Origin of the sequence: Evansella sp. AB-rgal1 (genome assembly GCF_041820985.1) — a bacterium.
In the GTDB taxonomy this organism is placed as follows: domain Bacteria; phylum Bacillota; class Bacilli; order Bacillales; family Salisediminibacteriaceae; genus Evansella.
Genome location: NZ_JBGUAU010000005.1, coordinates 144,812 through 168,216 on the forward strand (window position 1 = coordinate 144,812; position 23,405 = coordinate 168,216).

General features: G+C 38.8%; 19 protein-coding genes. 10 read left to right on the forward strand and 9 right to left on the reverse strand.

The window, feature by feature from the left end:
- The 3 genes from nspC (at window position 1) to ACERII_RS05790 (ending at window position 2,589) form a co-directional block, all read left to right on the forward strand.
- Window positions 1-1,128 (forward strand): carboxynorspermidine decarboxylase, encoded by a 1,128-nt coding sequence (gene nspC, locus ACERII_RS05780; protein WP_373640726.1) that lies wholly within the window; start codon window positions 1-3, stop codon window positions 1,126-1,128.
- 309 nt (window positions 1,129-1,437) lie between these two features.
- Window positions 1,438-1,830, forward strand: a complete 393-nt coding sequence (locus ACERII_RS05785; RefSeq protein ID WP_373640728.1) for a hypothetical protein — start codon at window positions 1,438-1,440, stop codon at window positions 1,828-1,830.
- A gap of 255 nt (window positions 1,831-2,085) precedes the next feature.
- Window positions 2,086-2,589, forward strand: a complete 504-nt coding sequence (locus ACERII_RS05790) for a ferritin (protein WP_373640829.1) — start codon at window positions 2,086-2,088, stop codon at window positions 2,587-2,589.
- Between the two features lie 100 nt (window positions 2,590-2,689).
- Here the strand turns inward: ACERII_RS05790 and ACERII_RS05795 are convergent, their stop codons facing one another.
- The 3 genes from ACERII_RS05795 to ACERII_RS05805 form a co-directional block, all read right to left on the reverse strand.
- Window positions 2,690-3,061, reverse strand: coding sequence for a nuclear transport factor 2 family protein (locus ACERII_RS05795; RefSeq protein ID WP_373640730.1), 372 nt, complete (start codon window positions 3,059-3,061; stop codon window positions 2,690-2,692).
- 309 nt (window positions 3,062-3,370) lie between these two features.
- Window positions 3,371-3,910: a CueP family metal-binding protein gene (locus ACERII_RS05800; RefSeq protein WP_373640831.1), complete on the reverse strand. Its 540-nt coding sequence runs from the start codon at window positions 3,908-3,910 to the stop codon at window positions 3,371-3,373.
- Between the two features lie 211 nt (window positions 3,911-4,121).
- On the reverse strand, window positions 4,122-4,565 hold the full coding sequence (locus tag ACERII_RS05805; RefSeq protein ID WP_373640731.1) for a hypothetical protein: 444 nt from the start codon (window positions 4,563-4,565) through the stop codon (window positions 4,122-4,124).
- 507 nt (window positions 4,566-5,072) lie between these two features.
- Between ACERII_RS05805 and ACERII_RS05810 the strand changes: the two genes are divergently transcribed.
- Both ACERII_RS05810 and ACERII_RS05815 read left to right on the forward strand, forming a co-directional pair.
- Window positions 5,073-5,807, forward strand: a complete 735-nt coding sequence (locus tag ACERII_RS05810) for a hypothetical protein (RefSeq protein ID WP_373640733.1) — start codon at window positions 5,073-5,075, stop codon at window positions 5,805-5,807.
- 14 nt (window positions 5,808-5,821) lie between these two features.
- Window positions 5,822-7,528 (forward strand): GMC family oxidoreductase N-terminal domain-containing protein, encoded by a 1,707-nt coding sequence (locus tag ACERII_RS05815; RefSeq protein WP_373640734.1) that lies wholly within the window; start codon window positions 5,822-5,824, stop codon window positions 7,526-7,528.
- 371 nt (window positions 7,529-7,899) lie between these two features.
- Here the strand turns inward: ACERII_RS05815 and ACERII_RS05820 are convergent, their stop codons facing one another.
- Complete coding sequence (locus tag ACERII_RS05820; protein ID WP_373640736.1) at window positions 7,900-8,190, reverse strand: hypothetical protein; 291 nt, start codon at window positions 8,188-8,190, stop codon at window positions 7,900-7,902.
- 349 nt (window positions 8,191-8,539) lie between these two features.
- Here ACERII_RS05820 and ACERII_RS05825 point away from each other — a divergent pair, with 349 nt between their 5' ends.
- The 3 genes from ACERII_RS05825 (at window position 8,540) to ACERII_RS05835 (ending at window position 10,828) form a co-directional block, all read left to right on the forward strand.
- Window positions 8,540-8,842 carry a hypothetical protein gene (locus tag ACERII_RS05825; RefSeq protein WP_373640738.1) on the forward strand — a complete coding sequence of 101 codons (303 nt, stop codon included), beginning with the start codon at window positions 8,540-8,542 and terminating at the stop codon, window positions 8,840-8,842.
- 752 nt (window positions 8,843-9,594) lie between these two features.
- A complete protein-coding gene (locus ACERII_RS05830) occupies window positions 9,595-10,383 on the forward strand; it encodes a YihY/virulence factor BrkB family protein (RefSeq protein ID WP_373640740.1) in 789 nt (262 codons plus the stop codon).
- Window positions 10,384-10,528: 145 nt separating this feature from the next.
- A complete protein-coding gene (locus tag ACERII_RS05835) occupies window positions 10,529-10,828 on the forward strand; it encodes a BC1872 family protein (protein ID WP_373640741.1) in 300 nt (99 codons plus the stop codon).
- Between the two features lie 91 nt (window positions 10,829-10,919).
- Here ACERII_RS05835 and ACERII_RS05840 read toward each other — a convergent pair whose 3' ends face one another.
- From ACERII_RS05840 to ACERII_RS05850, 3 genes are all read right to left on the reverse strand, one after another.
- A complete protein-coding gene (locus tag ACERII_RS05840; protein ID WP_373640743.1) occupies window positions 10,920-11,702 on the reverse strand; it encodes a hypothetical protein in 783 nt (260 codons plus the stop codon).
- Window positions 11,703-11,898: 196 nt separating this feature from the next.
- On the reverse strand, window positions 11,899-13,746 hold the full coding sequence (locus tag ACERII_RS05845; protein ID WP_373640744.1) for a YhgE/Pip domain-containing protein: 1,848 nt from the start codon (window positions 13,744-13,746) through the stop codon (window positions 11,899-11,901).
- Window positions 13,747-13,748: 2 nt separating this feature from the next.
- A complete protein-coding gene (locus ACERII_RS05850; RefSeq protein WP_373640832.1) occupies window positions 13,749-15,749 on the reverse strand; it encodes an efflux RND transporter permease subunit in 2,001 nt (666 codons plus the stop codon).
- A 202-nt stretch (window positions 15,750-15,951) separates the two neighbouring features.
- On the opposite strand from ACERII_RS05850, the gene ACERII_RS05855 reads away from it, so the two are divergent.
- A complete protein-coding gene (locus tag ACERII_RS05855) occupies window positions 15,952-16,524 on the forward strand; it encodes a TetR/AcrR family transcriptional regulator (protein WP_373640746.1) in 573 nt (190 codons plus the stop codon).
- 121 nt (window positions 16,525-16,645) lie between these two features.
- On the opposite strand, the gene ACERII_RS05860 is transcribed toward ACERII_RS05855, so the two are convergent.
- Window positions 16,646-17,053 carry a hypothetical protein gene (locus ACERII_RS05860; protein WP_373640747.1) on the reverse strand — a complete coding sequence of 136 codons (408 nt, stop codon included), beginning with the start codon at window positions 17,051-17,053 and terminating at the stop codon, window positions 16,646-16,648.
- Window positions 17,054-17,476: 423 nt separating this feature from the next.
- Between ACERII_RS05860 and ACERII_RS05865 the strand changes: the two genes are divergently transcribed.
- Window positions 17,477-19,318, forward strand: coding sequence for an SLC13 family permease (locus ACERII_RS05865; protein WP_373640749.1), 1,842 nt, complete (start codon window positions 17,477-17,479; stop codon window positions 19,316-19,318).
- 994 nt (window positions 19,319-20,312) lie between these two features.
- Here ACERII_RS05865 and ACERII_RS05870 read toward each other — a convergent pair.
- Window positions 20,313-23,405 carry an AAA family ATPase gene (locus tag ACERII_RS05870; protein WP_373640751.1) on the reverse strand — a complete coding sequence of 1,031 codons (3,093 nt, stop codon included), beginning with the start codon at window positions 23,403-23,405 and terminating at the stop codon, window positions 20,313-20,315.

The window sequence follows — 23,405 nt, forward strand, 5'->3', positions numbered from 1 at the left end:
ATGAGGTTTGAAGAACTACCAACACCGTGCTATGTAGTAGATGAATCTCTGTTAGAAAAAAATCTTAAAATCCTTCGCGGAGTCATGGATCGCACTGGATGCAAGATTGTTCTAGCACAAAAAGCATTTTCCATGTCAACCATGTATCCTCTTATTGGAGAGTACTTAAATGGTACGACAGCAAGTGGCCTATACGAAGCACGACTAGGTCATGAAGAAATGGGCAAAGAAAATCATGTCTTTGCCCCTGCCTACCGTGAAGATGAGATAGATGAAATAATTTCGATTTGTGACCATGTTATCTTTAATTCTTTTTCACAGTTAGAGAAGTTTAAAGACAAAGCATTACATGCTGGGAGAAAAGTAGGGTTACGAATTAATCCAGAATGCTCTACGCAAGTTGGACATGAGATTTATGATCCTTGTTCTATCGGCTCCCGTTTCGGGGTAACGATAGAAAATTTCCAGCCTGAGTTACTTGATGGTGTGTCAGGTCTTCACTTCCACACACTTTGTCAGCAAAACTCGGACGATTTAGAAACAACATTAAATGCAGTGGAAGAGAAATTTGGACCATGGCTATCACAAATGGAATGGATCAATTTTGGCGGTGGACATCATATTACAAGAGAAGATTATGATATTCCTTTATTGGAATCTTGTATTAAAAGAATGCAAGACAAGTACGGTTTAGCAGTTTACCTTGAGCCAGGAGAAGCAGTTGCTCTTAATGCTGGTTATCTTATTACAACCGTTCTTGATACATTGAAAAACGGAATGGAAATTGCTATTCTTGATACCTCTGCATCTTGTCATATGCCTGACGTATTAGAAATGCCTTATCGCCCTCCTCTTTTTGGATCAGGAGAATCCGGTGAGAAATCATTTACGTATCGTCTTGGTGGACAAACTTGTCTTGCAGGAGATGTAATCGGTGATTATTCCTTTGATCAACCATTGAAAAGTGGAGATCGATTGGTATTCGGTGACATGGCTATTTACTCCATGGTAAAAAATACAACCTTTAACGGTATGGCGTTACCTGCCATTGCAGTTCAACGCAAAGATGGAGATTGTGAAGTCGTAAGGAAATTTGGTTACGAAAACTTTAAGAACCGACTGGCATAATGATCCTTTTATAAAGAAAGTATCTTATAAATTAGTCTGATCTTCCTAAGAAACTAGGTTCCTGATTATTTGGAATCTAGTTTTTTGTGAAGGCATAATCCTTCCTTCCAAAACAATAATACTCCAACCAAAGAAACCTCTGTTTCTATTAACGGTTGTTTCGGCCCGTATCTAAACCGATGGAACTCTTTAGATACCCATGTAAATTCCCTACTGAAAAATAGAATTATAACACCTTTAGTCCATTGGAGATAACTTAATTTATTGCTATACTTTTTTTATGATAATTCAATATAGGAGGTGAGAAGATTGAGCAAAACCATATTACATGGATCCCGATTCGCTTTGGGTTTTATTTTCCTTATAGCTGGAATTAACGGATATTTTGTTATTTTTGATCTAAATCCGTTTATTGCAACTAGCCCAGAAGCAATGGCACTCTTTGAATTTAAATACTTACTTGTTTTTGAAAAAACGATCGAAATCATCTGTGGCATTTTATTACTAATAAACAGGTTTGTTCCTCTAGCTCTTGCAATATTAGCACCAATTATCGCAAATATACTTTTACTTCACGTATTCCTTGACCACTCATTACTCCCATTAGCTATCACTCTCAGCATCATGCATGGGTACATGTTATTTTTTTACAGAGATAACTTTATTAAACTCCTAGAAAAAAAAGCAGTTCCAAAGAATTAACTTTTCAGAAGAAAAGCGCAAGACGCCCTTTCATGACCGAAATGCACTAAGATCACGAGTGCGTAGGCGCTGTAGCTGGTCTTTTTTGCATGACACAACTAGTTATCCACAGGTCAAAAAAATAGTTTCCTAAACAACAAGAAAATGAATATCAAGAATTACATCTCACAAAAAATAAACAGATTGAATCATTGGACATTGTTTCACAACTGTTGTACTATCACATGTAAATAAGGAAAAGGAAGGTGAATGAAGATGTTAACAAAGGAGCTTGTGAAAGGCTTAAATGATCAAATGAATTATGAATTCTTTTCCGCTCACGCGTATCTTGCAACTGCTGCTTATTGTTCTAGTGAAAGTCTTGATGGGTTCGCAAACTTTTTCTTAGCTCAAGCGGAAGAAGAAAGATTTCACGCGATGAAGTTTTATAATTTCATTAACGATATGGGCGAAAAGGCAGTAGTAGCAGGTATGCCAAGCCCCAATAATGACTTCGATTCCGTACTTGATGCTTTTGAAAAATCTTTTAAGCATGAAAAAGAAGTGACAAAGCGAATTTATAAGCTTGCGGACATGGCCCTGGATGAGAGAGAGCATGCAACCATGACATTCTTAAAATGGTTTATTGAAGAACAAGTGGAGGAAGAGGCATCATTCGATAATATCATTCAAAAATTGAAGCGTATCGAAAACGACAGCAACGCATTTTATATGCTGGAAAGTGAACTAGGAAAACGAACGTTTAGTCCTGGTGAGTAAGAAAAGCGAGGATAATGGCAGTTAGCCTTGTCCTCGTTTTACTAGATATATCCTGCACCTTGCTTTGGAAATCAAAAATAATACTACTTCCCCCAAGTTTTTATCCTTGAATATCTTCCACCTTCAACTTTGTTATCGTTCCTTGATGAAACACCAATTGCCATCTTCCATCAATATGTTTCCAAATGGAGCTGCGTAATGTGTTTCGCTTTCTAGTTTTATCCTCGATAAAATAAGTGGACAATACCACACCATCTGATAAAGGATGTATTTCATAGTTGTGTAGAGACATTTCAGTCAGCACTACTCCACCTTCAAGACATTCCTCCTTATCAAACATATAACCGGAACTTCCGATTTCGAAAAATTCATCTGCTAAAATGTTATCAAGCTGATCCGAGTTTTTCCGCACTTCTATATTTGTGTGACGTTCCTCTAACTTTTTTAAGTGCTGTATTAAGTTCTTATCCATTTTTGTTGCTCCCTCATTTTACTTTATTATTGTTATCTTCCATTTCTAATTATTTTAACATTATTTCCAAGTTTCCTTCACTCGTTTTCCTCCTCTATCGCTTGAAATTACTATTAAAATAATATTGTTTTAATTCAAAAGTTATAACTAATGGAACTAGTTGAAAAAATATTCTTACAAGTACCATGAAGCCCTCCCACCACTACAATTTTCAATAAGAAAAGCGCATGGAACCTAGAGCTAGACACCTTTCAAAATCCAAAAAATTTATACTTTCTTTCACAAAAAAAAAGCACCCATTAGGCGCTCTTACAAAAACTGCATCGTTGTAATACAAGTGTTGTCATCCTCAAATGTGGAAATTTCCGATTCTACCCTTTTTCCATCATGCTCAATCACTACTCGAAGTTTTTTATCACGTGGGAGCCATAAATCTATGAAACCATTCTCGAAAGATTTCAGCTTACTATCAAATATTACATTTCCTTCTATGTCTTCAATGTACACAGCAAACTCTTCCTCTATCATCTCACCCTGGCATCCTGTTAAGCTGTGAATGGCACAAGGATGTGTTGTCTCCACATAGGGAGCGATGGAAACAAAAAATTCATCTTCAGGTAGATCATAAATAAGCTTACTTTCATCACTGTTCGTCACTATTAGTTCATGAGAAGTAATCGAAGCAGTTTGATCCTCTACTTTTCCTGTACTATAGTCATGTACTAATTCCTTTATATCTTCTACATCTGTATCAGTAGTTGCACTTCCATCAAAATTGATTGCAATCAAATAAATTGTAAGTGCTGCCAAAATAAGTCCAATAAGGGGAAGTAGTTGTTTTCTTTTCATCATATGATGTTTCTCCTAACTGTTTTTATATTCAATATTTTGTCATTTTTAAAACTAAATGCAAAAAAAGAGAGAAGTTGTCTTTACGTTAACCTTCTCACTCATCTTATCATAAAAAGCAGCTCTAACTTTTGAACAGTTTTCAACGTTTTCATTTATAAAAAGAATGGAGGAGTATGCTCGCACCCCTTTCCTTCATTACCATTGTAGTCTAATCGTTTAACAATGCCATTTTCTCCTTCACCAATGCAATCATATATTCATTTATATACAACTGATTTCTTCTTTTTTTATCCGCTCGATAGCCCGATATAACAAACAAAAAGATAAGGATAGAGATACCACTAATTAGAATAGGATCATCTATGATACCCACTTGTGAAATCGAGATGAATAGGGTAAAACCGAAAGAAAAAATAGCAACTAGTATCCCTATAACGACACCGAGCAGCCCAAAGTACGATTTTTCTTTTTGCTGTGCCTGTAAATGAAACAGAATGGACTTGTACGTAGAGTACGAGTCACTATAACTATTTCCAAAGTACTCTTCTAACATGTCTAATTCTTCATGTCCTTTGTTCCGTAACTTTTTATACTGTTTTTGTTCTGTAGCGATTCTTTTCAGTCCTCTTTGCTTTTTCCGTTTCCACTTCATACTCTCATCACCTATGTCCTACGTATATATAATCATAGTATCCTATTCCGAAGATTACTGCACTGGAATTTTATGCACATTGATATTTAGTATTGAAATCTAACATATCGAAAAAATAAGAAACAGTGTTTTTTTAGAAAATATTTTACTTATGACGAGAAAAAAAGTAGCAAACCATTGTTCAAATTACAAAAGAAATCGCATGTTTTGGCGTTTTCTTTTGTATGGGCTGTTTTTTGCAAACCTTACGAAAACAATTAAATATACACCACTATTAATATGTTTATCCTTACAATACTACATGAACTGATACTCTATTGTACCACTCCATTACACTTTGTTATAAAGATTATAACAATTAGTTAGTATGTGGTATCTCAAAGATGAACATGTATAGTGAATTCTTATAATGCTAATTTATTGAATAATGTTTCATAAAAATACTAATTCTAATAATTAAAATTATGCTTTGTATACATAAACCAAAACTAAGAGAGGACTTTTAAAATGAATAATACTATAGATGATTCTGGTTCCACTTCACACAAAAAAGGGACATTTATAACGGAAATGAAGAACACGGTGGCTAATTTCGTTTCCGAGAATCATTCTGCTTCACCGCTTTCCAGGATGGAACAATTACCAATGCAGATTGGTAAAAAAAGCCTTTCACAAACGAGAGCTACTTTTATGGCTTTCGTGGATGTTATGATTCCATCTACCTTTGGTGCATTGGATTTAAGATTGGATGATTATGTGATATGGACATTAGATCATTATATTTCCGTTCAAGGAAACTTTGGGATGGATAGTATCCAGTTGTCATCTGCAACAGCTGGAATGCTAGATGCAGCAGCGAAGCAACTTATTTTTTCAGGTAAGGTCAAGAAGGAGTTGAATTATTCCATTTATCCAGAAGGAGGATCATTTGCCTCCCTTTCCTTCGAGGATCGATTGGAAGCCATACATTTATTAGAAAATGCTCAAGTGGATATGGATAGTCTGCCTCTCCCCTATCGAAACAATATCGGTTATGTCAAAAATATTGTGAGTAACTTGCATCAAATGGTGATGATCGGATACTATTCCGAGTGGTTTTCCCTTGGGGCAACGCGATTAGCTCCTCCAGAAAATCGTGTTGTAGAGAGGCCTTTCATGACATGGAATCTTGTTAACTACCCAAGTCCATCAATGGGGTACCGTGAACTACGTGGTTTTCTTGTAAAAGAGTTTAAAGATTAGGAGGTGGAAATGATATGCATACAGATGCAGATGTTATTATCATTGGGGCCGGTGGTGGAGGTGCGGTTGCTGCTAAGGAATTGGGAGAGTTAGGTGTTAACGTGCTTATTCTTGAAGCAGGTCCATGGTATGGAAATAAAAAATGGAGCAGTCCTAATCAAGAGCGTGGTGCTACTAGTAGTTCCAGCCCAGATGATTTAGATATCAACCTCTTACGACAACAATATACGAAAATGGAACATAACATGAATGATATTATATCTGGTCGCTTCCGCTGGGGTCCTGCCGATCGACGTCGTTCCCCTTGGCAACGAATTATCCCTAATCACGGGCAACTTTGGCAATCTACTGGTGTAGGTGGAACAACTCAACACTATTGGGCAAACTCCCCCCGCGCTTATGCTATGGCTATCGATGATGTTTGGCCTATTTCCTACCGGGAGTTGGTTCCATACTACGAAAAAGTAGAGGCAACATTACCTGTTCGCCCTGCGCCAACCACTGCCAAGGAAGAAATGTTTTATTACGGGGCTAAAAAAGATGGTTGGTCATTCATTAACACGAAAAATCCAACTAGTCCAGGTTATCGACCACAACCAAATGCTATTTTGCATCCGAATGAAAAGTTGATGGACAAGAACGTTAGCTTAGAGGAATTATCCAAAATGGAAGGATGCACCCTTTGTGGACATTGCGTTAACGGTTGCCCACACGGACCTTCTGTTGATAAAGTAGCGAAACGACCAACGAACATCAGTTACGTTCCTCTCGCTCTAAAGACAGGAAATGTGGAGATCCGCCCAAACACTTATACAATGAAAATTTTAACGAGTACTGATTCGGAGGTAGAAAGACAAGCCATTGGAGTGGAATACAGAGATACATGGACTGGCGAAATTGGAGAATTATATGCAAAAGTAGTTGTCATGGCAGCTGGTTGCATTGAAACACCAAGGCTATGGCTTAATTCTCAGCTACCGTACAACTCTTGGGTTGGTCGTGGACTTACTAACCATTATTGGGATTGGGTGACTGGCGTATTTGATGAAAAGGACATTATGGGAATATTAGGGCAAAATAATATCAATCCTTTCACTGGTCCAACTTCAGGTGGAAGATTGGATTACCCTGGACTAGGCTGCATCCAACCATCAGGAGTAAGCCCAGGTTTGTTTTCTTCCTTAACCTTTGGATTTAGTCAAAGTGGCTATTTTTTCAAGCAGGAGCACTCGGTAGATGACCCTTGGGATTTACGTGGACGAGTGGTTGGAAACGAATTGCTAGAATGGATGCAAAATTATCAAAGTACCTTAAGTATCATGATCCTTACAGATGATCAACCCCATAAGAGAAATGGTGTAACAGTAGACCCTGTACTAAAAGATGAGCATGGCCCCATCCCTGTCGTCCGCTATACACCTAGCAAGGAAGATAAGAAGAAGAGAAATCAGTTAGCTAAAATTTCTGCAGATATCTTACGTAAAGCTGGAGCTAAAAAAATTATTCGAACAGATTGGCCTGCTCACTTGTTCGCCCATATCGAATCTACCATGCGTATGGGACTAGTTGTCGATGATATTTGTGAAGCGTACCAAGTAAAAAGGCTTTTTATCGCTGATAATAGTGTTCACTACAATGGCATCGGCGGACCGAATCCGACTCTCACTACTCAGGCATTAGCAACAAGAACAGCTGAAAAAATAGTGATGAAGTACTTTTAGAAATGGATAGTTAGTTTATAAGAAAAGTGTTTGAAACGCGAACTTATGTGTCTGAGCTTTTGATTGAAAGATACACTAATCTTGTGAACTCCATAAAGGGTGGAATGGTTTATATACATTTGCGACTCTTTTATCTACGTTATGGATTGTTCGTTTATTTATTGGCTGTATTCGTTTTTTAGGTAAAAGAAAGGAGATCACTAAAAACAGCGAAAAACAACAAATGTTACATATATTTAGGTTACATAGGGAAAACAGTTTATACGAAAAGGATCACAATTAGACATATCTAAAATGTGTGGTCCTTATTGTTTCTTCTTCAATTATCGCTCCGTTTGTTTAATAAGAATGTAAATTCAATTTCGTAATAATCATTCACTCTTCATTTTGATCAACAAGAAAGCTATAGTATTGGCTATTAGTGATATAACGAAAGAGACTACTATTGAAAAAGTTACAGAAACAACTAAGTTTAGAAAACTAAAATAGGAAAATAGTAAAAGAAAAATAAGTGGAATACCAAACCACTTTGACTTCAGTAATCCTTTCCAACCTTTATATTCAATGTTATTCTTTTCTATCTTTGAAAATATAAGAGGAGAAAAAATAATAAATATTAGTAACAAAGAAATAAGTAGCCCGTACCAATCAAACTGCTCCATATATTAACTCCTTTCAGTAATCGAATTAACATCTTCCCTCATCCATTTTAACATAAATATCCATATCCCTTTCTTTCACGAGAAATTTACATGATAAATTACATCATGATCCAAATTCCTCCTAAGATTGAGAAAAATAATCAAACAATAATAGATTTTTTTATCGAGCATCCATTCTGAAAATCGTTCGTCTATACCTATGACTGAGATTATCCTGGATAATCCCCGAAAAACTAGGCCATCAACTAATCAGCCAGAATAGGGTCCTTCGCCTAGACCGTATATAGTTGTTTTCACATATGTTGTAGGGTAAATATCTATAGGCAACTATGGAAAGGGGTTATATAAAATGTACGGATATGGGTACACACCACAAACAAGACAATTTGCACCAGGTGCAGGCATCAGCCCTCTAGGTGCTGGACTATTGGGAGCAGGCATTGGCTATTTAGGCGGAACAATGATGACTCCAGGAGGATTTGGTGGCTTTGGTGCGCCTGCAGCACCACCAGCAGCAGGATGGGGGTACCCTGGCATACACGGTGGCTATGGAGCACCAGTTGCACCAGGCGGATTTGGTCACCCTGTAGGAGCACCTGGATTCGGTCACCCTGGCGTTCGCCCAAGACCTTTCACACCGTTTTTCTGGTAGATCATATTGTCAATAGTATAGTTAACTACTGACTTTAAAATATAACGTAGGTATCTCAAGGTATCCTTCCTTGTGATACCTTTTTAATGTGATTATAAAAATGGTTGCTAATTGCTGAAAATTCTATAGATTGAATTTTTATACTGCGGAATACACATTCATGCTAGCTAATTGCGCGACATTTCAACCTCTCCACCAGCTCCAAATGTCGCGCAACCTCCTCTCTCGCGACATTTCAACCTCTCCATCAGCTCCAAATGTCGCGCAACTGCTTCTCTCACGACATTTCAACCTCTCCACCAGCTCCAAATGTCGCGCAACCTCCTCTCTCGCGACATTTCACTCCATCCATCAGCTCCAAATGTCGCGCAACTGCTTCTCTCGCGACATTTCAACCTCTCCATCAGATCCAAATGTCGCGCAACTGCTTCTCTCGCGACATTTCACTCCATCCATCAGCTCCAAATGTCGCGCAACTGCTTCTCTCGCGACATTTCAACCTCTCCATCAGATCCAAATGTCGCGCAACTTCCTCTCTCGCGACATTTCACTCCATCCATCAGCTCCAAATGAGCAAGCCGACCACATACTGAATGAACCTCTTTTGTCCGTTAAGCCTTTCCCAGTATCCACCTCTACATAAAAAATTAAATTGCGATTCTGTTTAAGATAGACGAACATAAGGTATAGTAAGGACAGAAATATACAAGCTAGAAAGACGGAACATTTTGATACTATTGGAGGAAATATGTATGGCTTTTGTTATCTCTTTAATTAATCGTTTTAAGGAGCATAAACTAATTGAATTAGCAGCACAATGCGCTTATTATTTATTACTTTCTATCTTTCCTTTTCTCATTTTTATGTTAACATTACTATCTTTTCTTCCTATTCCCATTGAGTTTGAGCTAGACATGCTCTATGACATTGTTCCAGCTGATATTGTACAAATGATTGAAAGAGAATGGACTACCATTACTGCAAGACACAACACTGGATTATTGTCGTTCAGTATTATTTTTACCCTTTGGACTGCATCTCTTGCATTAAATACAATTCTTCATTTGCTAAATAGAGCATACGATGTTACAGAAGACCGCAGAATGATTATTGGTAGACTAAACTCCATTTTATTAACTATTGGAATGTTTGTAGTAATCCTAGTCGCGTTAAGCTTTCAAGTTATTGGTGGTGCCATAAGAGATATTCCCATTTTTGATCTTGCCATTTTTAATTTCGATCTTTTGCGCTGGTTGTTTACTTCCATACTATTGTTTATTGTCTTTACACTATTATATTTAATTGGTCCGAACATTCGGTTAAAAATAAGAGAAGTATACATCGGAGCTATTTTTGCAACAGTTGGTTGGCAAATCACCTCCCTACTTTTTTCCTTCTACTTAAATAACTTTGCTAATTACACAGCAACCTATGGTACGATCGGAACCGTCATTGCGCTAATGGTTTGGTTTCACATTTCTTCTGTGGTTATTCTCTTCGGTGGTGAAATTAATGCAGCATTGAAAGAGGATCGTTACTAAAGTACTCTCTACTAACAAGCACGTTCCTTATTGAGCGTGTTTTCTTTTTTGGAAAACAAAATCATACTAATATAGAAAGTAGTCATTTTATGTTAAAATATTCACAAGGAGTTAGTAAGTATTTTGATAACAAGGGGGAATAATAATGAGTAAAACAGATGTTATCGCTCGTAGAGTTTTAGGATGGAAATTAAATAGCGTTAATACTTGGTTTGATCGAGAAAATAAGGTTTTCGTAGAAGATTTTCAGCCAGAGAAAAATATGGAGCACGCACTTCTGATCGTAGACAGATTAGAGAAATTTGGATTTACTTATGAGGTAAAAGGGGATTATGAAGTTTACTTTAATCATGTAAGCGGAACTGGTAATACATTAGCAGAGGCGATAACAAATGCTGCATATGCTCTCGCTGAGGTAAACACAATTCATGATGCTTGGCTTTAATAATACAATACTCATCTAATAAGAGAGGATAACTCAAAAGACTGACTGAATTATTCCTTTTAAGTCGTCCTCTTTTTTTGAATAATTACATTTAGTCCATCGAAACCACTCGAACAAACTCCGCATGACTCCTACTATCTGTATAAGGCACATGCACATGGCTATAGTCAGTAAAAACAGCTTCTACCTGGATACTCTCAAAAGGATTCAAATTCCGAAGTACTTCGCCAAAACCTACTTCTAATTCATCATCATTTGTTATATCAAAAAATAATCTTCCTCTTTCAAACTCGTTCAAAGAGTGCGGTACTTTTATTAAATCCTCATCTACCATAAATATATATTTACTTCCTCCGCCGCCGTGATTGATCATCAGAAAACCATTTGTAATAAACTCTCCATCAAAATTTACGATAAAGCTGTCCTCTCCATTTGTTCCATCCTGAATACTCGAGACTGTTAATCCAGCAATTTGATTTCCAACACTCAGCTGTTTTTTAGAAAAAACACTGAAAGAATCCGAAAGCACTTGTTGATTTACTTGGTCTAATGTTTCCTGATATTTCGTTATCAATTCCCTTAATTGCTCATTTTCACCTTGCAGATATCCCACTTTATGGGTTAATGTTTCTACTTCGTTATTTGTATCCTTTGAAACATATCCGATAGGCTGAGATTTTTTTAATTCGTCTATTAGAAATAATAATTTCTCATTCTCTCGTTTTAACTTTTCATTTTCCTCTTTCTGTTCTTCTATTATCTTTTGTTCTTCTGACATGATATCCTGGGAGTGATCACTCGGTTCATTAAAAACCAACATTACAATAACTACTAATAAGGCTATTGCTCCGAAGCTGAAATAGTTTTTATTCATCTAACTATGCACCCCATTCCACACCTTAATAGCTTGCAGTTTGCAATTTCCCCCTCCTCTAAATACAAAAGTATTAACTTCTTACCTAATTCCTTTTCTATGTACTATTTTCCTTTCTTCTTGTAAAAAAAAGAGGATGGATCAAAAGAAAGTTAGTTTCTTTTAATTCATCCAATATAATTCATATTATGATCTATTATGATCGGTTGAAGAACAAATCAAGTAAACGAGCCCAGAAGCCCTTTTCTTCCTCTTCCTCTAACGATTCGTTTTCCTCTGAATCTAATTTGAGTTTTTCCGTTTTAATCACAAATTGAACCGTATTAACTGCTGTGTTTTTATCTGATACAAAGGAAACTGGATCAAAATCAGATTTATCAAACTCAGCAATCATCTTATCGATTTCATCACGCATTTGATCAGGCATATCACTTGTTGCATCGTAAAGTTTTTGAGTGCCATCCCCAAGCTCCCCTACACCTGATTCTAGCTCATTTGTTCCATCAGATAACTCCACTATCCCAGAGTGAATGTCATGATAAGATCTTGCTAACTCGGAAACTCCATCTGTATAGCTCACTAATCCTGAATGGAATTGTCCATACCCAGAAGATAGCTCATTAAGACCTTGCTCTAACTCCTCAAGATAATTCACGTTATCCATTTCTTCTATGGCAGTAGCAATTTCACTAGCTACTGTATCTAACGTCTCACTCCACTCTCTCACTGTACTACTGATATCGGAAACGGAAACTTCTATCCCTTCAAAGATTCCACTAATCTCTCGATATGTCTCTAGTGCAGCCACGCTAGCAGTGTGTGTCTCCAGCAAACGATCGATAAGGTCACTATCCACTTCACTATCATACAACTCTTGGATTTCCTCATCAGAAATTGTATATTGTGGGATGCTTCCCATGGCACGGTCTAAGTCAGCAAATGCTTCGGAATAGTTCGTTTCTAGATCTTCCAATTCATTTGCAACAGTTTGCAGCGACTCCGCTAATTGAAAAAGTTCTTCTGGTAGCTCTTCAAGTTCCTGAATGTCCAATTCTGGAATGTTTATTTCTGCAAGTCCATCGCTAACCGAACCGCTAATCAAATGAATCATTTCGTTAAATTGTCTAGAAGCATCAATTAACTCTGAAGAAGCTCCACTCACTTCGTTCATACCATCAAGGTACTGGGCCGAACCATCACGAAAGCTTCTTACGCCTTTATTTAATTCTGATACACCTGACTTTAACTCCCAAACGCCATCGTTTATTTCTCGGATCGCATCTGCTAATGTTTTTATATCATCTGTCATCCCATTCACGTCAATATCAATAGCCATGGAAGACGGAATACCAGCTATTTCAATAGCCTCCATCTCAAAATCCGTAACATCCGCTGCAAAGCGAAGAACTTCCTCTTGTTCTGGCATGACAGTAAAGTTAATTTGCTGCTTTTTCCCAACATTGGCAATCGTTGCATCTGGAGCTTCTATGTTTCTCATAAGCTCAGATGGAATAGTGAGAGATACTTGCAATATATAATGCTCAAAAAATGTCCGGTTCACCACTTCGTTTGCAGTTGTTTCAATGATAATTTGTAATCGACCTTCCCTACCTGCAAGGTTTTCAGGATCCATTTCTTTTCCGTCTAAAAAATAGGAAATATCAATATTCCAAGGTAGTTGTTCCTTATCCATATTTCCCTGGTAATAAAATTTACCTTCTGTGGCATTCAAAAAAATGGTATTATCAACATGCTCTATTTCCGATAGATTCGTTAAATTGGTTATACTTGTATAATTCCCAAAATCAACGATAGACCCCGCTCTTATTACATCAAATATATTTACCACATATATTTCTTGTTGTTCCCCTGTAGCACTTAATGTGGCATATACAACTTCATCCTTGGATGAAAATTCCCCATACGTATCAATTACAACATCCTCTTCATCAGCTGTATCATTATTTGGGGCTGCATGCACTAGAAATGAAGGCAAGAGAAGTAGAATCGTCATAGATACAAGAAGTAATCGTTTTTTCCTCATCATCATTTCTCCTCATAAAAGTTTGCTTTATATGTCGTTTTCTTAATAAACTTATCAAAAACCAACAACGTCGCTGGTAAGAAACAAAGAACCATAACAAAGGCAAGCAATGCTCCTCTACCTAGAAGTATCCCAATGGATGATACTATTGGGTTAGAGGAAGTCATCCATAAAATAAACCCTACACTGGACAATATGGAGGCAGAAACAAAAATGGAAAAGGTTTTCTCATCAATTGTTTTCTTAATTGCTTTCAATGCTGACATTTCTTTTCGATTATGTTCATACGCTTCCGTTAATAAAATCCCATAATCTACCGTTGCTGCAAGCTGTACCGTACTTATGATCAAATATCCAACAAAGACTAAATCTGTATTGCTGAAATAAGGTACAGAAAGGTTGATCCATACAGCAGCCTGAATTGTTAATAATAAAACGATAGGAATAGATAGTGACTTAAATGTAACAAGTAGAACTATTGCGATTGCAACTACGGTCAAGATATTTACAATCACGTTGTCTCTTGTCACCGTTTTTTTCATGTCAAACAGCGTGACACTCTCCCCAAGGGAATACACTTCATCTCCATAATAAGATGCTGCTATGCTTTGGACTGTTTCTACTAATGCAAATGGTAAGTCACCTTCATTCGGAAGGTCTGTATAGAGAATAATTCGACTATAGTTTTCCGAAAAAAATTGATCTCTAATGGAATTATCGAGATATTCAGGCGGAATAACTGGACTTACTACATCTACATACGCAATAACACTCGTCACATTAGCCAAGTCTGTTAAGTCTTGAACTAACTCTACCTCTTTCACTACATCCCCCTTTGGTACGAGTAAAACCATGGGCGTGGATTCTCCAAATGCTTCTTCAATAATGTTAAAATCAGCACCTGCACGTGTATGTTCTGGTTGTTCACCTAGTCCATACGTAAAATTGGTGTTACTTTGTGCCAAGAAGCTTGGAACAAGAATGACGAATACAAGAATTAAGCTCGGGAATCTAATTTTTACAATTTTGTTTCCTAATCCTTTAAAATTACTAATCCACTGTTTATGCTCCGTTTTATCCATCCATTTATAAAACAGAAGCGTGAGTGCTGGCAAAAATACCAAGACACTAATGAAGCTAAGAACAATTCCTTTTACAAGGTTTACACCTAAGTCAGATCCAATTCCAAATTCCATGAATGTAAGTGCGATAAATCCAAAGAAGGTTGTTGCAGCACTTGCAGTAATGGCAGGAAATGATTTTTTCATGGCAAGCTGCATTGCTTCTTCCACATTATCTGTTTTCTTACGATATTCTTGAAAACTGTGAAGAAGAAATATGGCATAATCTAATGACACTGCCAATTGTAATATGGGTGCCACCGATTGAGTAACGAAGGATATTTCTCCGATAAATATATTTGTTCCTAAGTTAATAAGTATAGAAACTCCTATGGCAGTAAGAAAAAATACAGGCTCGACCCACGATGATGTTGATATTACTAATATAAAGATAATAATAGGAACAAGGAGTACTGCGGCATACATAGCTTCTGTTCCAGCCATTTTTTGTGAAACGGCTGTATCTAACGCTTCACCTGTCATTGCATTTTCTTCACCAATTAGCTCGTAAATGGCATCCGTTACCTCCACTTCCTCTCCATTCCGAACACTAAAGGAAAAAAGTGCGTTTTTATCTTTATAATAAGATTCTACAACGTCTCTTTCTACCATTTCTAACGGTATTTTTAAGTCAACGGCATCATCTAGCCAGAGAACATCATTTACTCCATCTATTGCTGCAAGTCGCTCTTTAAAATCAAGTGCTTCCTGAACAGAAACATCGTGTATCATCACTCGAGTATTTTGGACGGAACCATCAAATTCTTCTTCCAATATATCCATTGCGACAGTTGACTGAACGTCATCCGGTAAGTAGTCGACCATATTATAATTGATAGACACAAAAAACTGAGCAATCGAGGAAATGACTGCTATGATCATAAACGTTATGACAACTGTTTTCTTATGTTTAATTATTCGTGATGGTAAATCGATCTTAATCACTCCCTCTTGCATTCATTACACTATACAATTATAATGACACCGTGTTGGATAATCAACAAACAGTTTATTACTTATTGTTTAGTTCCCAACAAAACAAACGAAAAGTGTTGGATAACTCTATAATGATAGGAGAAATAGTATGGCATCTTCCAAGATGGATCGGAGAAAAAGATACACCCGCATGGTTTTAAAGGAAAGTTTGATGAAGTTACTTAAAGAAAAACCAATTTCCCTTATAACCGTCAAAGAAATTTGTGAAGCTGCAGATATAAATCGTTCTACGTTTTACTCTCACTTTAAGGATCATTATGACCTCTTGTATCAGATTGAAGAGGAATTTATCGAGGATATGAATGTAACACTCCGCTCTTATAATTACAATGAGGAAGAAGAAGCATTACAAATGATAGAACATATTCTAACATATATCTCTGATAATCGAGATATTTGTGAAGTATTGTTAAGTGAGCATGGAGATGTTTCCTTTCAAAATAGAATTATGAACGTCGCATATAATGTTTCTGTGAAAAACTGGGTATCTGAATCGAATATTGATGAGGACATTTCAAAATATGCAAGTCTCTTTGCTGTAAGTGGAAGTATTCGTGTTATTGAAAGCTGGCTACATAATGAACTAGATAAAACTCCTAAGGAAATGGCGAAAATAATCCTTACATTAATTAAAACAGGAATTGATTCTTTTGTTCGATGACTTTGCTTTGCCACCTTCTCGAGCTCCGTTCTGCACAATTGGATTGCTGATTTTCTACAGAACGCCTAATTATTTGCAAAACTAGCCAAATTCCAAATGGAATGTTGGCTAGTTACATTACTTAATGAGTGTTATTTTTAAACGCATTAGCAGTTACTTGCGCTTGTTGCAGCTTTTCTTGAGCTAACAAAACATCTTGCTGCTCTTGCTTCACTTGTTCTTGTGCTTGTTGCAAATGCTGACTTTCCGTTTGCAAATTCTGTTGCGCTTGGAATAACTGCTGCTGCTCCATTTGCAACTGCGAGAAAGCTTGCTGAACAGCCTGCTGAGCTTGCATTAGCTGCTGCTGTTCTTCTGCATTTGTCGTTTGGATATTTTGTAACTGCTGTTGAGTTTTTGCAACAACTTGTGTTGCTTGATGATAGTACTCCTGAGTTCCACTTGCTTGTGCCTGTTGTACTGCGTTTTCTACATTCTGAAGTGACTCAGCAACCTCTGGTAATAAATAATGCGGATCTTCTTGTGCCATGCTCTCATCCCCCCATTAAGTTAGTATCAAACATGCACAGTAATAGAGTGTTCATTAAACACTTTTCTATGCTACCTCCTTTAGCAATAATCACATCCAAAATTACTAATTTTTAATATGCTTTCTTCAAGGCAACTTCACTTTTAAACGTCATTTTCCACCTTCGCTCATTCCAAAATGACGCCAAACTTACCCGACTTCAAACGTCTTCACCATAATCCATAGTTTAACTTCCAAAGTTTCAGGTTAATAACTAAACAGTGGTTCTTGATAATATTTACGTTACTGTAAACAATAATCAAAGAAAGTTTTTGTTGATTTTTTTATAACATAACGATATTTTTTAATAAGGTAAGGTTTTCCAATAACCTCTCGCAAATTCGTTCAACCATAGCAAAAATAATAATAGAAAGGATTCGTGATATGATTTCTGATATGCAATTAGTATTTCTCATCTTAGCCATTACTACTATTTGTTTTTTAGTGCCACGATTTCGAGCAGATCTTGTAGCGATCACTGCACTACTCTCCTTATTGCTAACTGGACTCATTACCGTGCCAGAAGCATTTGCAGGTTTTTCCAATAGTGTGGTAATTATGGTTGCTGCACTATTTATTGTTGGTGAAGGTGTATTTCAAAGTGGTCTAGCTCAAAAGGCCGGTGATCTCCTTGTGAAAACCACGAGGAATAGCGAATGGAAATTGACTATTTTCATGCTCATGCTAGTAGCTGTCTTAAGTGGATTTATTAGTAACACAGGAACAGTAGCAATTCTCTTACCTATTGTTGTTAGTTTGTCTCGCCAGCTTCAAATACATCCTGGAAAACTGTTAATTCCATTAGCTTTCGCAAGTAGTATGGGTGGTGCTCTCACATTAATTGGTACAGCCCCAAACTTAATTGCTAGTGAAAGCTTGCGTGACGCAGGCTACGGTGCGCTCAACTTTTTCTCCTTCACGCCAGTTGGTCTCACCATGCTTGCAGTAGGGATTCTTTATTTATGGTTCATCGGAAGAAAAATGTTGGACAAGCCTTTGGAAAACAAAGTTGGCGATTCCGATGCGTTCAATGCAGCGGAACTCGTTGAGCAATATGGGATATCTCATCATATTCGTACAGTTAAAATCCCAGCTAACAGCCAACTAATCGGCAAAACCATGAAACAGCTTCAACTAGCAAGTACATACCATATCACTTTGCTAGAAGTGATAAAAAAAGAAGCTACCTCTTTAAAACGAATTGCTGGAAGAGGAAAATCTATGCGAATTACCGTCGATCCTAGCTATGTAGTGGAAGCAGACGACGTTTTTCTCGTATATGGAGAAGAAGAGGCAATCAGCAAACTAGTTGCTGAAACGGGTCTCCTATTAGAGCAAGGAGATTATCAGTTAGAGGAATCTCATTTAGCCGAAGTAATTTTAACTCCCCGCTCTCGTCTACTGAACCAGACAATACGGGAAGTGAATTTTCGGGAAAAATACGGTCTCACTGTTTTAGCCATGAAGCATCAATTTAATGAACCTAAGCAAACTACTCCAGAAGAAATGCTATTGTACGGTGACTCCATTTTGGTTCACGGAAAGTGGAAGGATATTAACCTACTCTCCGCGGAAAAAAATGATACGGTTGTTTTGAAATCCGCTGCTGAGGATACCGATCTTGCAAATCAAAATGACAAAAGTGGAGTAGCAGGAATTATCCTCATCGGGATGCTACTAGCAATGGTATTTGAATGGGTTCCTGCCGTCGTTGCTATTTCCGTCGCCGCAGTTCTCATGATTTTTACCAACTGCATCAGACAAACAGATCAAGCTTATCAATCCATCAATTGGCAAACCGTCGTCTTGATCGCATGTATGCTCCCGATGGCTACCGCCTTAGAAAACACTGGTGGAGTTACGTTTATGTCAGAAGGTCTCATTAACAGCTTAGGAGCAGTAGGTCCGCTTGCCGTTCTTGCAGGGCTATACCTCATTACTTCGTTGTTCAGTCAGTTCATTAGTAATACGGCTACAGCTGTTCTTTTGTTTCCAGTAGCCATTTTAACAGCACAACAGATGGGTGTGAGCCCCATTCCAATGGTGATGGCCGTAGCATTCTCATCGAGCATGGCGTTCGCAACCCCAGTTGCCACACCACCAAATGCGATGGTAATGGCAGCCGGTAAATACTCCTTCCTTGACTTTGTAAAAGTAGGTGTACCATTGCAATTACTAATTGCAATCGTAGCTATTATATTGCTACCGATGTTTTTTCCTTTTTGAAAAATCGAGTAGAGTTACTGTTTACTGAAAACAGGTTACCCTTTAGTGAATTATTGGGGTAACCTGTTTTTGTTTTTTAGTGATTAAGTCTTATTACGAAGGTTCCTGACATTTTATCCGCAATGTGCGTTCCAAATGTCGCGAGTGACGAGGTTCCGCGACATTTCAACCTCGATGTCTGTTCAAAATGTCGCGAGTGACGGGTTTCCTCGACATTTCAACCTCGGTGAGCGTTCCAAATGTCGCGTGAGACGGGTTTCCGCGACATTTCAGCCTCGGTGTGCGTTCCAAATGTCGCGTGAGACGGGTTTCCGCGACATTTCAGCCTCGGTGTGCGTTCCAAATGTCGCGAGTGACGAGCTTCCGCGACATTTCAGCCTCGATGTGCGCTCCAAATGTCGCGAGTGACGGGCTTCCGCGACACTTCAGCCTCGGTGTCTGTTCAAAATGTCGCGAGAGACGGGCTTCCGCGACATTTCAACCTCGATGTGCGCTCCAAATGTCGCGAGTGACGGGTTTCCGCGACATTTCAACCTCGATGTGCGCTCCAAATGTCGCGAGTGACTGGCTTCCGCGACATTTCAGCCTCGATGTCTGTTCAAAATGTCGCGAGTGACGAGGTTCCGCGACATTTCAGCCTCGATGTGCGCTCCATATGTCGCGAGTGACGAGGTTCCGCGACATTTCAGCCTCGGTGTCTGTTCAAAATGTCGCGAGTGACGGATTTCCGCGACATTTCATCCTCGATGTGCGTTCCAAATGTCGCGAGTGACGGGCTTCCTCGACATTTCAGCCTCGGTGTGCGTTCCAAATGTCGCGAGTGACGGGTTTCCGCGACATTTCAACCTCGATGTGCGCTCCAAATGTCGCGAATGACTGGCTTCCGCGACATTTCCTCCTCCCATCTCTCCAAATCACATACCAATCAACCAAAACAAGAGCACAGAAAATTCTGTGCCCTTCCATCAATCAATCACTTTCCCAACCACTCCATCTACTTAATAACAAACCTAGTCTCACTAAACCCTTCCTTCGTCTTCTTCACCTCAAGTATCGCGGGAAGAGCATTCTTTAGCTCTTGCACATGAGAGATGACCCCAATCATTCGTCCTGATTTCTGTAAATCAATCAACGTATCAATTGCCTTATTTAACGACTCCTCATCCAACGAACCAAACCCTTCATCGATGAACATCGTATCAATAGACACTCCACCTTGGTAACTTTGAATCACATCCGCCATACCAAGCGCCAAGCACAAAGAAGCATTAAATTTTTCCCCACCAGACAACGTTTTCACATCACGAGTTTGTCCAGTGTACGCATCAAACACATCAAGACCAAGCCCACTCTGCTTCCCGTGACTTTCCTGTCGTTCACTTCGTCTCAAATGAAATTGTCCATTCGACAATCGATACAACCGATCATTGGCTGCAACGATAATATGCTCCAAAAATTCAATCTGCAAATATCGTTCAAAGGAAATTTTACTTCCGTTTTGCCCACGAACCATATCATACAAATCAGCAATCACATTGAGCTGTCTCTCCACTTCCGCAACTCGACCTTCCGCTTCCATAATGCTCGCCTTCAAATCCTTTGTAAGCCCATGATATTGCCTACATTGACGCAGCATTTCTCCCGCAGCTTCACTTGCCGATTGTAGCTCCCGTAACCCCACAGACAAAGCCTCTAAATCAACCTTCTCCTTATCCTTTAAAGACTCCTTCAGCTCCACAATCTGCTGCTTCACCGTTTCAAACGTCTTCTTGAATTCCTCGATGTCCTGTTTTAATTGACCTCGAGCCATCTCCGACATTTTCGCTTGACGATACAATTCCTCAGAGGAGAAGCCAGCTCCAACCAACGCATCAATAAATTGCTGTTCCGAACGAGCCTTTTTCCCGATACTCTCCTCAAGTTGCCCCTTAGCATTCACAACATTCGAATTCTGTTTCGTCTCTTCTTCTTTCGCAGCTGTTAACTCCTGTTGCGCCAAATCCCACGCTTTTTCCAAACGCAGTTTCAACACTTCTGTTTCCTGAATCTTATTTTCCAAAACGGCAAGGTTTCGAATATCCTCTGGAATACGATTAACCTGCTCCTCATAAACAGCCTTCTTCGTTTCAAAAGCCGTCTTCTGCTCCGCAAAAACTTTCTCCGTCTCCTCTTTTTCACCCTCTAGCTGTTTTAACGCACCCTCGTACTGCTGCATCTCTTTTCGCAACAATGGAAGCTCCGACTTCTTTTTCTCCAACTCAGCAACCTCTTTATTAAGAACCTTGCCCTCAGAAACCATCTGATCATACTCTCCCTGTGCATTGTACGGTGGAATTCCAATCTCTTGAATGTCCTTCAGCTTCTCCTCTAACTGCTCCTTGTTAGATTTCAGTTTTGCTGCCGCATCACGATAAACCCCGTTCACCACATCAAACTCTTTTTTTGCCGCCTCATATTGCTCTTTCGAAGGAACCGCATCCGCATTACTCGCCTTGTTTGGATGCTCCCCGCTTCCACAAACAGGACAAGGCTTTCCATCGTGTAAATGAGCTGCTAAAATACTTGCCTGCCCCTTCACCCATGCCTCTTCCAGAACAGCATAACTTTCCTGCGCCTCTTCATACAATTGTTTCTGCTTCGTAAACTCCGCTTCCAACTCACCTTGCTTTTTATCCACAGCCAAATAATCCTGAACAAACTTTACCTGCACCCGCATCTCCGCAAGTCGATGAAACTTAACCGTATGCTCATCCACCGCTTCCTCACACTCAACGATCCGCACTCTAAGCTTGTCCATCGCACCCTTATCCTGCTTCATCTTCTCCGACAACTGCACAAGACCCTGCTCCAACTGCTGCACACCCTTGTGAATCGAAACAAGCTCCTCTTTCTTCCGATCCATATCCTTCACAGTCGGCAAAATATCATGGAACCGATCCAAAGCCTTCCCAGCCTCTTCCCGATCACTCTTCCTCTTCTCTTCCATCTCATACGCACTCTGAGCCTTTTCCACATTCCCAACAGCTCGCTTTAACAACGATTCCGCAACACCCAACCGCTGCTTCTTCTCCCTTTCATCCACACGCCACTCATTTACCTGCGCTTCATACACTTCCACCTTCGTCGCCCGTTCCGCAAGTTCTAACTGCTTTTCTTTTTGGTGAAAACTAGGCGCCAGCTCTGTCAACTCGTGAAATTTTTGTTCTTTCTCCTCTAACTTTGTAAACTGTTCATTTAACGCTTCCGCTTTATGGTACGTTTCTAATTTTTTATTAAAAGCAGCAGTAGCTTCTTCCGTTTCCTTTTGCTTACTCACTATTTCTTTTTCATAAAAAACGGTTTCTTCTTCTAACCCTGCGATAATTTGATTCGTATTTTTATGATCCTGAGATAAAACCTCAAAGAGACTAGACCCTTCTCTATGTGGGAGCATTGTCTCGATATCTTCAAAATATCTATCCCGCTTCTCCTCTAACTTTGCGTGCTCCTTATCCTTCGTACTCTTCCTATCTTTGAGGCGTTCATTGATCCATTTATATGGCTCTGTACGGAAAATTTTTCGAAGAATCGCTTCCTTGTTTTCTGTTTGAGATGTTAATAGCTTACGAAACTCTCCTTGTGGCAGCATCACTATCTGGCTAAACTGATCCTTTGTTAAGCCAACGAGCTCTTCTACTCTTTTATTAATCTCCGAAACAATTTGTCGGTCCACACAAGGTACTTCCTGGTCCTCTACTTTTTCATAAAACTCATATTTCTCCCCAGTTGCCCCTTTGTTTCCTTTCTTCACATGAGACAACTGTCTTAATATTCGATACTGCTTCCCACGCAATTCAAATTCAAGCTCAACAGAAGTGTGCACATCATCATCCGCAAAGTCACTCCTCATTAGCTTTGTATCACTACGATCTTCCCCACTGGCCGAACCATAAAGGGCAAAACAGATCGCATCAAAAATCGTCGTTTTTCCCGCACCGGTATTACCTGAAACAACGAATAATGTATTGTCCTTCAGCTCCCTAAAAGAAATAACTTCCTTATGCTTGTATGGTCCAAATGCTGTGATAGTAATTTTAATAGGTCTCAT

Excerpts from the sequence above, each read along its gene's own strand:
- ACERII_RS05795 (WP_373640730.1), bottom strand. The coding sequence starts at position 3,061 with ATGGATAAGAACTTAATACAGCACTTAAAAAAGTTAGAGGAACGTCAC.
- ACERII_RS05870 (WP_373640751.1), bottom strand. The coding sequence starts at position 23,405 with ATGAGACCTATTAAAATTACTATCACAGCATTTGGACCATACAAGCAT.
- ACERII_RS05845 (WP_373640744.1), bottom strand. The coding sequence starts at position 13,746 with ATGAGGAAAAAACGATTACTTCTTGTATCTATGACGATTCTACTTCTC.
- ACERII_RS05820 (WP_373640736.1), bottom strand. The coding sequence starts at position 8,190 with ATGGAGCAGTTTGATTGGTACGGGCTACTTATTTCTTTGTTACTAATA.
- ACERII_RS05800 (WP_373640831.1), bottom strand. The coding sequence starts at position 3,910 with ATGAAAAGAAAACAACTACTTCCCCTTATTGGACTTATTTTGGCAGCA.
- ACERII_RS05840 (WP_373640743.1), bottom strand. The coding sequence starts at position 11,702 with ATGAATAAAAACTATTTCAGCTTCGGAGCAATAGCCTTATTAGTAGTT.
- ACERII_RS05790 (WP_373640829.1), top strand. The coding sequence starts at position 2,086 with ATGTTAACAAAGGAGCTTGTGAAAGGCTTAAATGATCAAATGAATTAT.
- ACERII_RS05815 (WP_373640734.1), top strand. The coding sequence starts at position 5,822 with ATGCATACAGATGCAGATGTTATTATCATTGGGGCCGGTGGTGGAGGT.
- ACERII_RS05860 (WP_373640747.1), bottom strand. The coding sequence starts at position 17,053 with ATGGCACAAGAAGATCCGCATTATTTATTACCAGAGGTTGCTGAGTCA.
- ACERII_RS05825 (WP_373640738.1), top strand. The coding sequence starts at position 8,540 with ATGTACGGATATGGGTACACACCACAAACAAGACAATTTGCACCAGGT.
- ACERII_RS05835 (WP_373640741.1), top strand. The coding sequence starts at position 10,529 with ATGAGTAAAACAGATGTTATCGCTCGTAGAGTTTTAGGATGGAAATTA.
- ACERII_RS05865 (WP_373640749.1), top strand. The coding sequence starts at position 17,477 with ATGATTTCTGATATGCAATTAGTATTTCTCATCTTAGCCATTACTACT.
- ACERII_RS05805 (WP_373640731.1), bottom strand. The coding sequence starts at position 4,565 with ATGAAGTGGAAACGGAAAAAGCAAAGAGGACTGAAAAGAATCGCTACA.
- nspC (WP_373640726.1), top strand. The coding sequence starts at position 1 with ATGAGGTTTGAAGAACTACCAACACCGTGCTATGTAGTAGATGAATCT.
- ACERII_RS05855 (WP_373640746.1), top strand. The coding sequence starts at position 15,952 with ATGGCATCTTCCAAGATGGATCGGAGAAAAAGATACACCCGCATGGTT.
- ACERII_RS05810 (WP_373640733.1), top strand. The coding sequence starts at position 5,073 with ATGAATAATACTATAGATGATTCTGGTTCCACTTCACACAAAAAAGGG.
- ACERII_RS05850 (WP_373640832.1), bottom strand. The coding sequence starts at position 15,749 with ATGATCATAGCAGTCATTTCCTCGATTGCTCAGTTTTTTGTGTCTATC.
- ACERII_RS05830 (WP_373640740.1), top strand. The coding sequence starts at position 9,595 with ATGGCTTTTGTTATCTCTTTAATTAATCGTTTTAAGGAGCATAAACTA.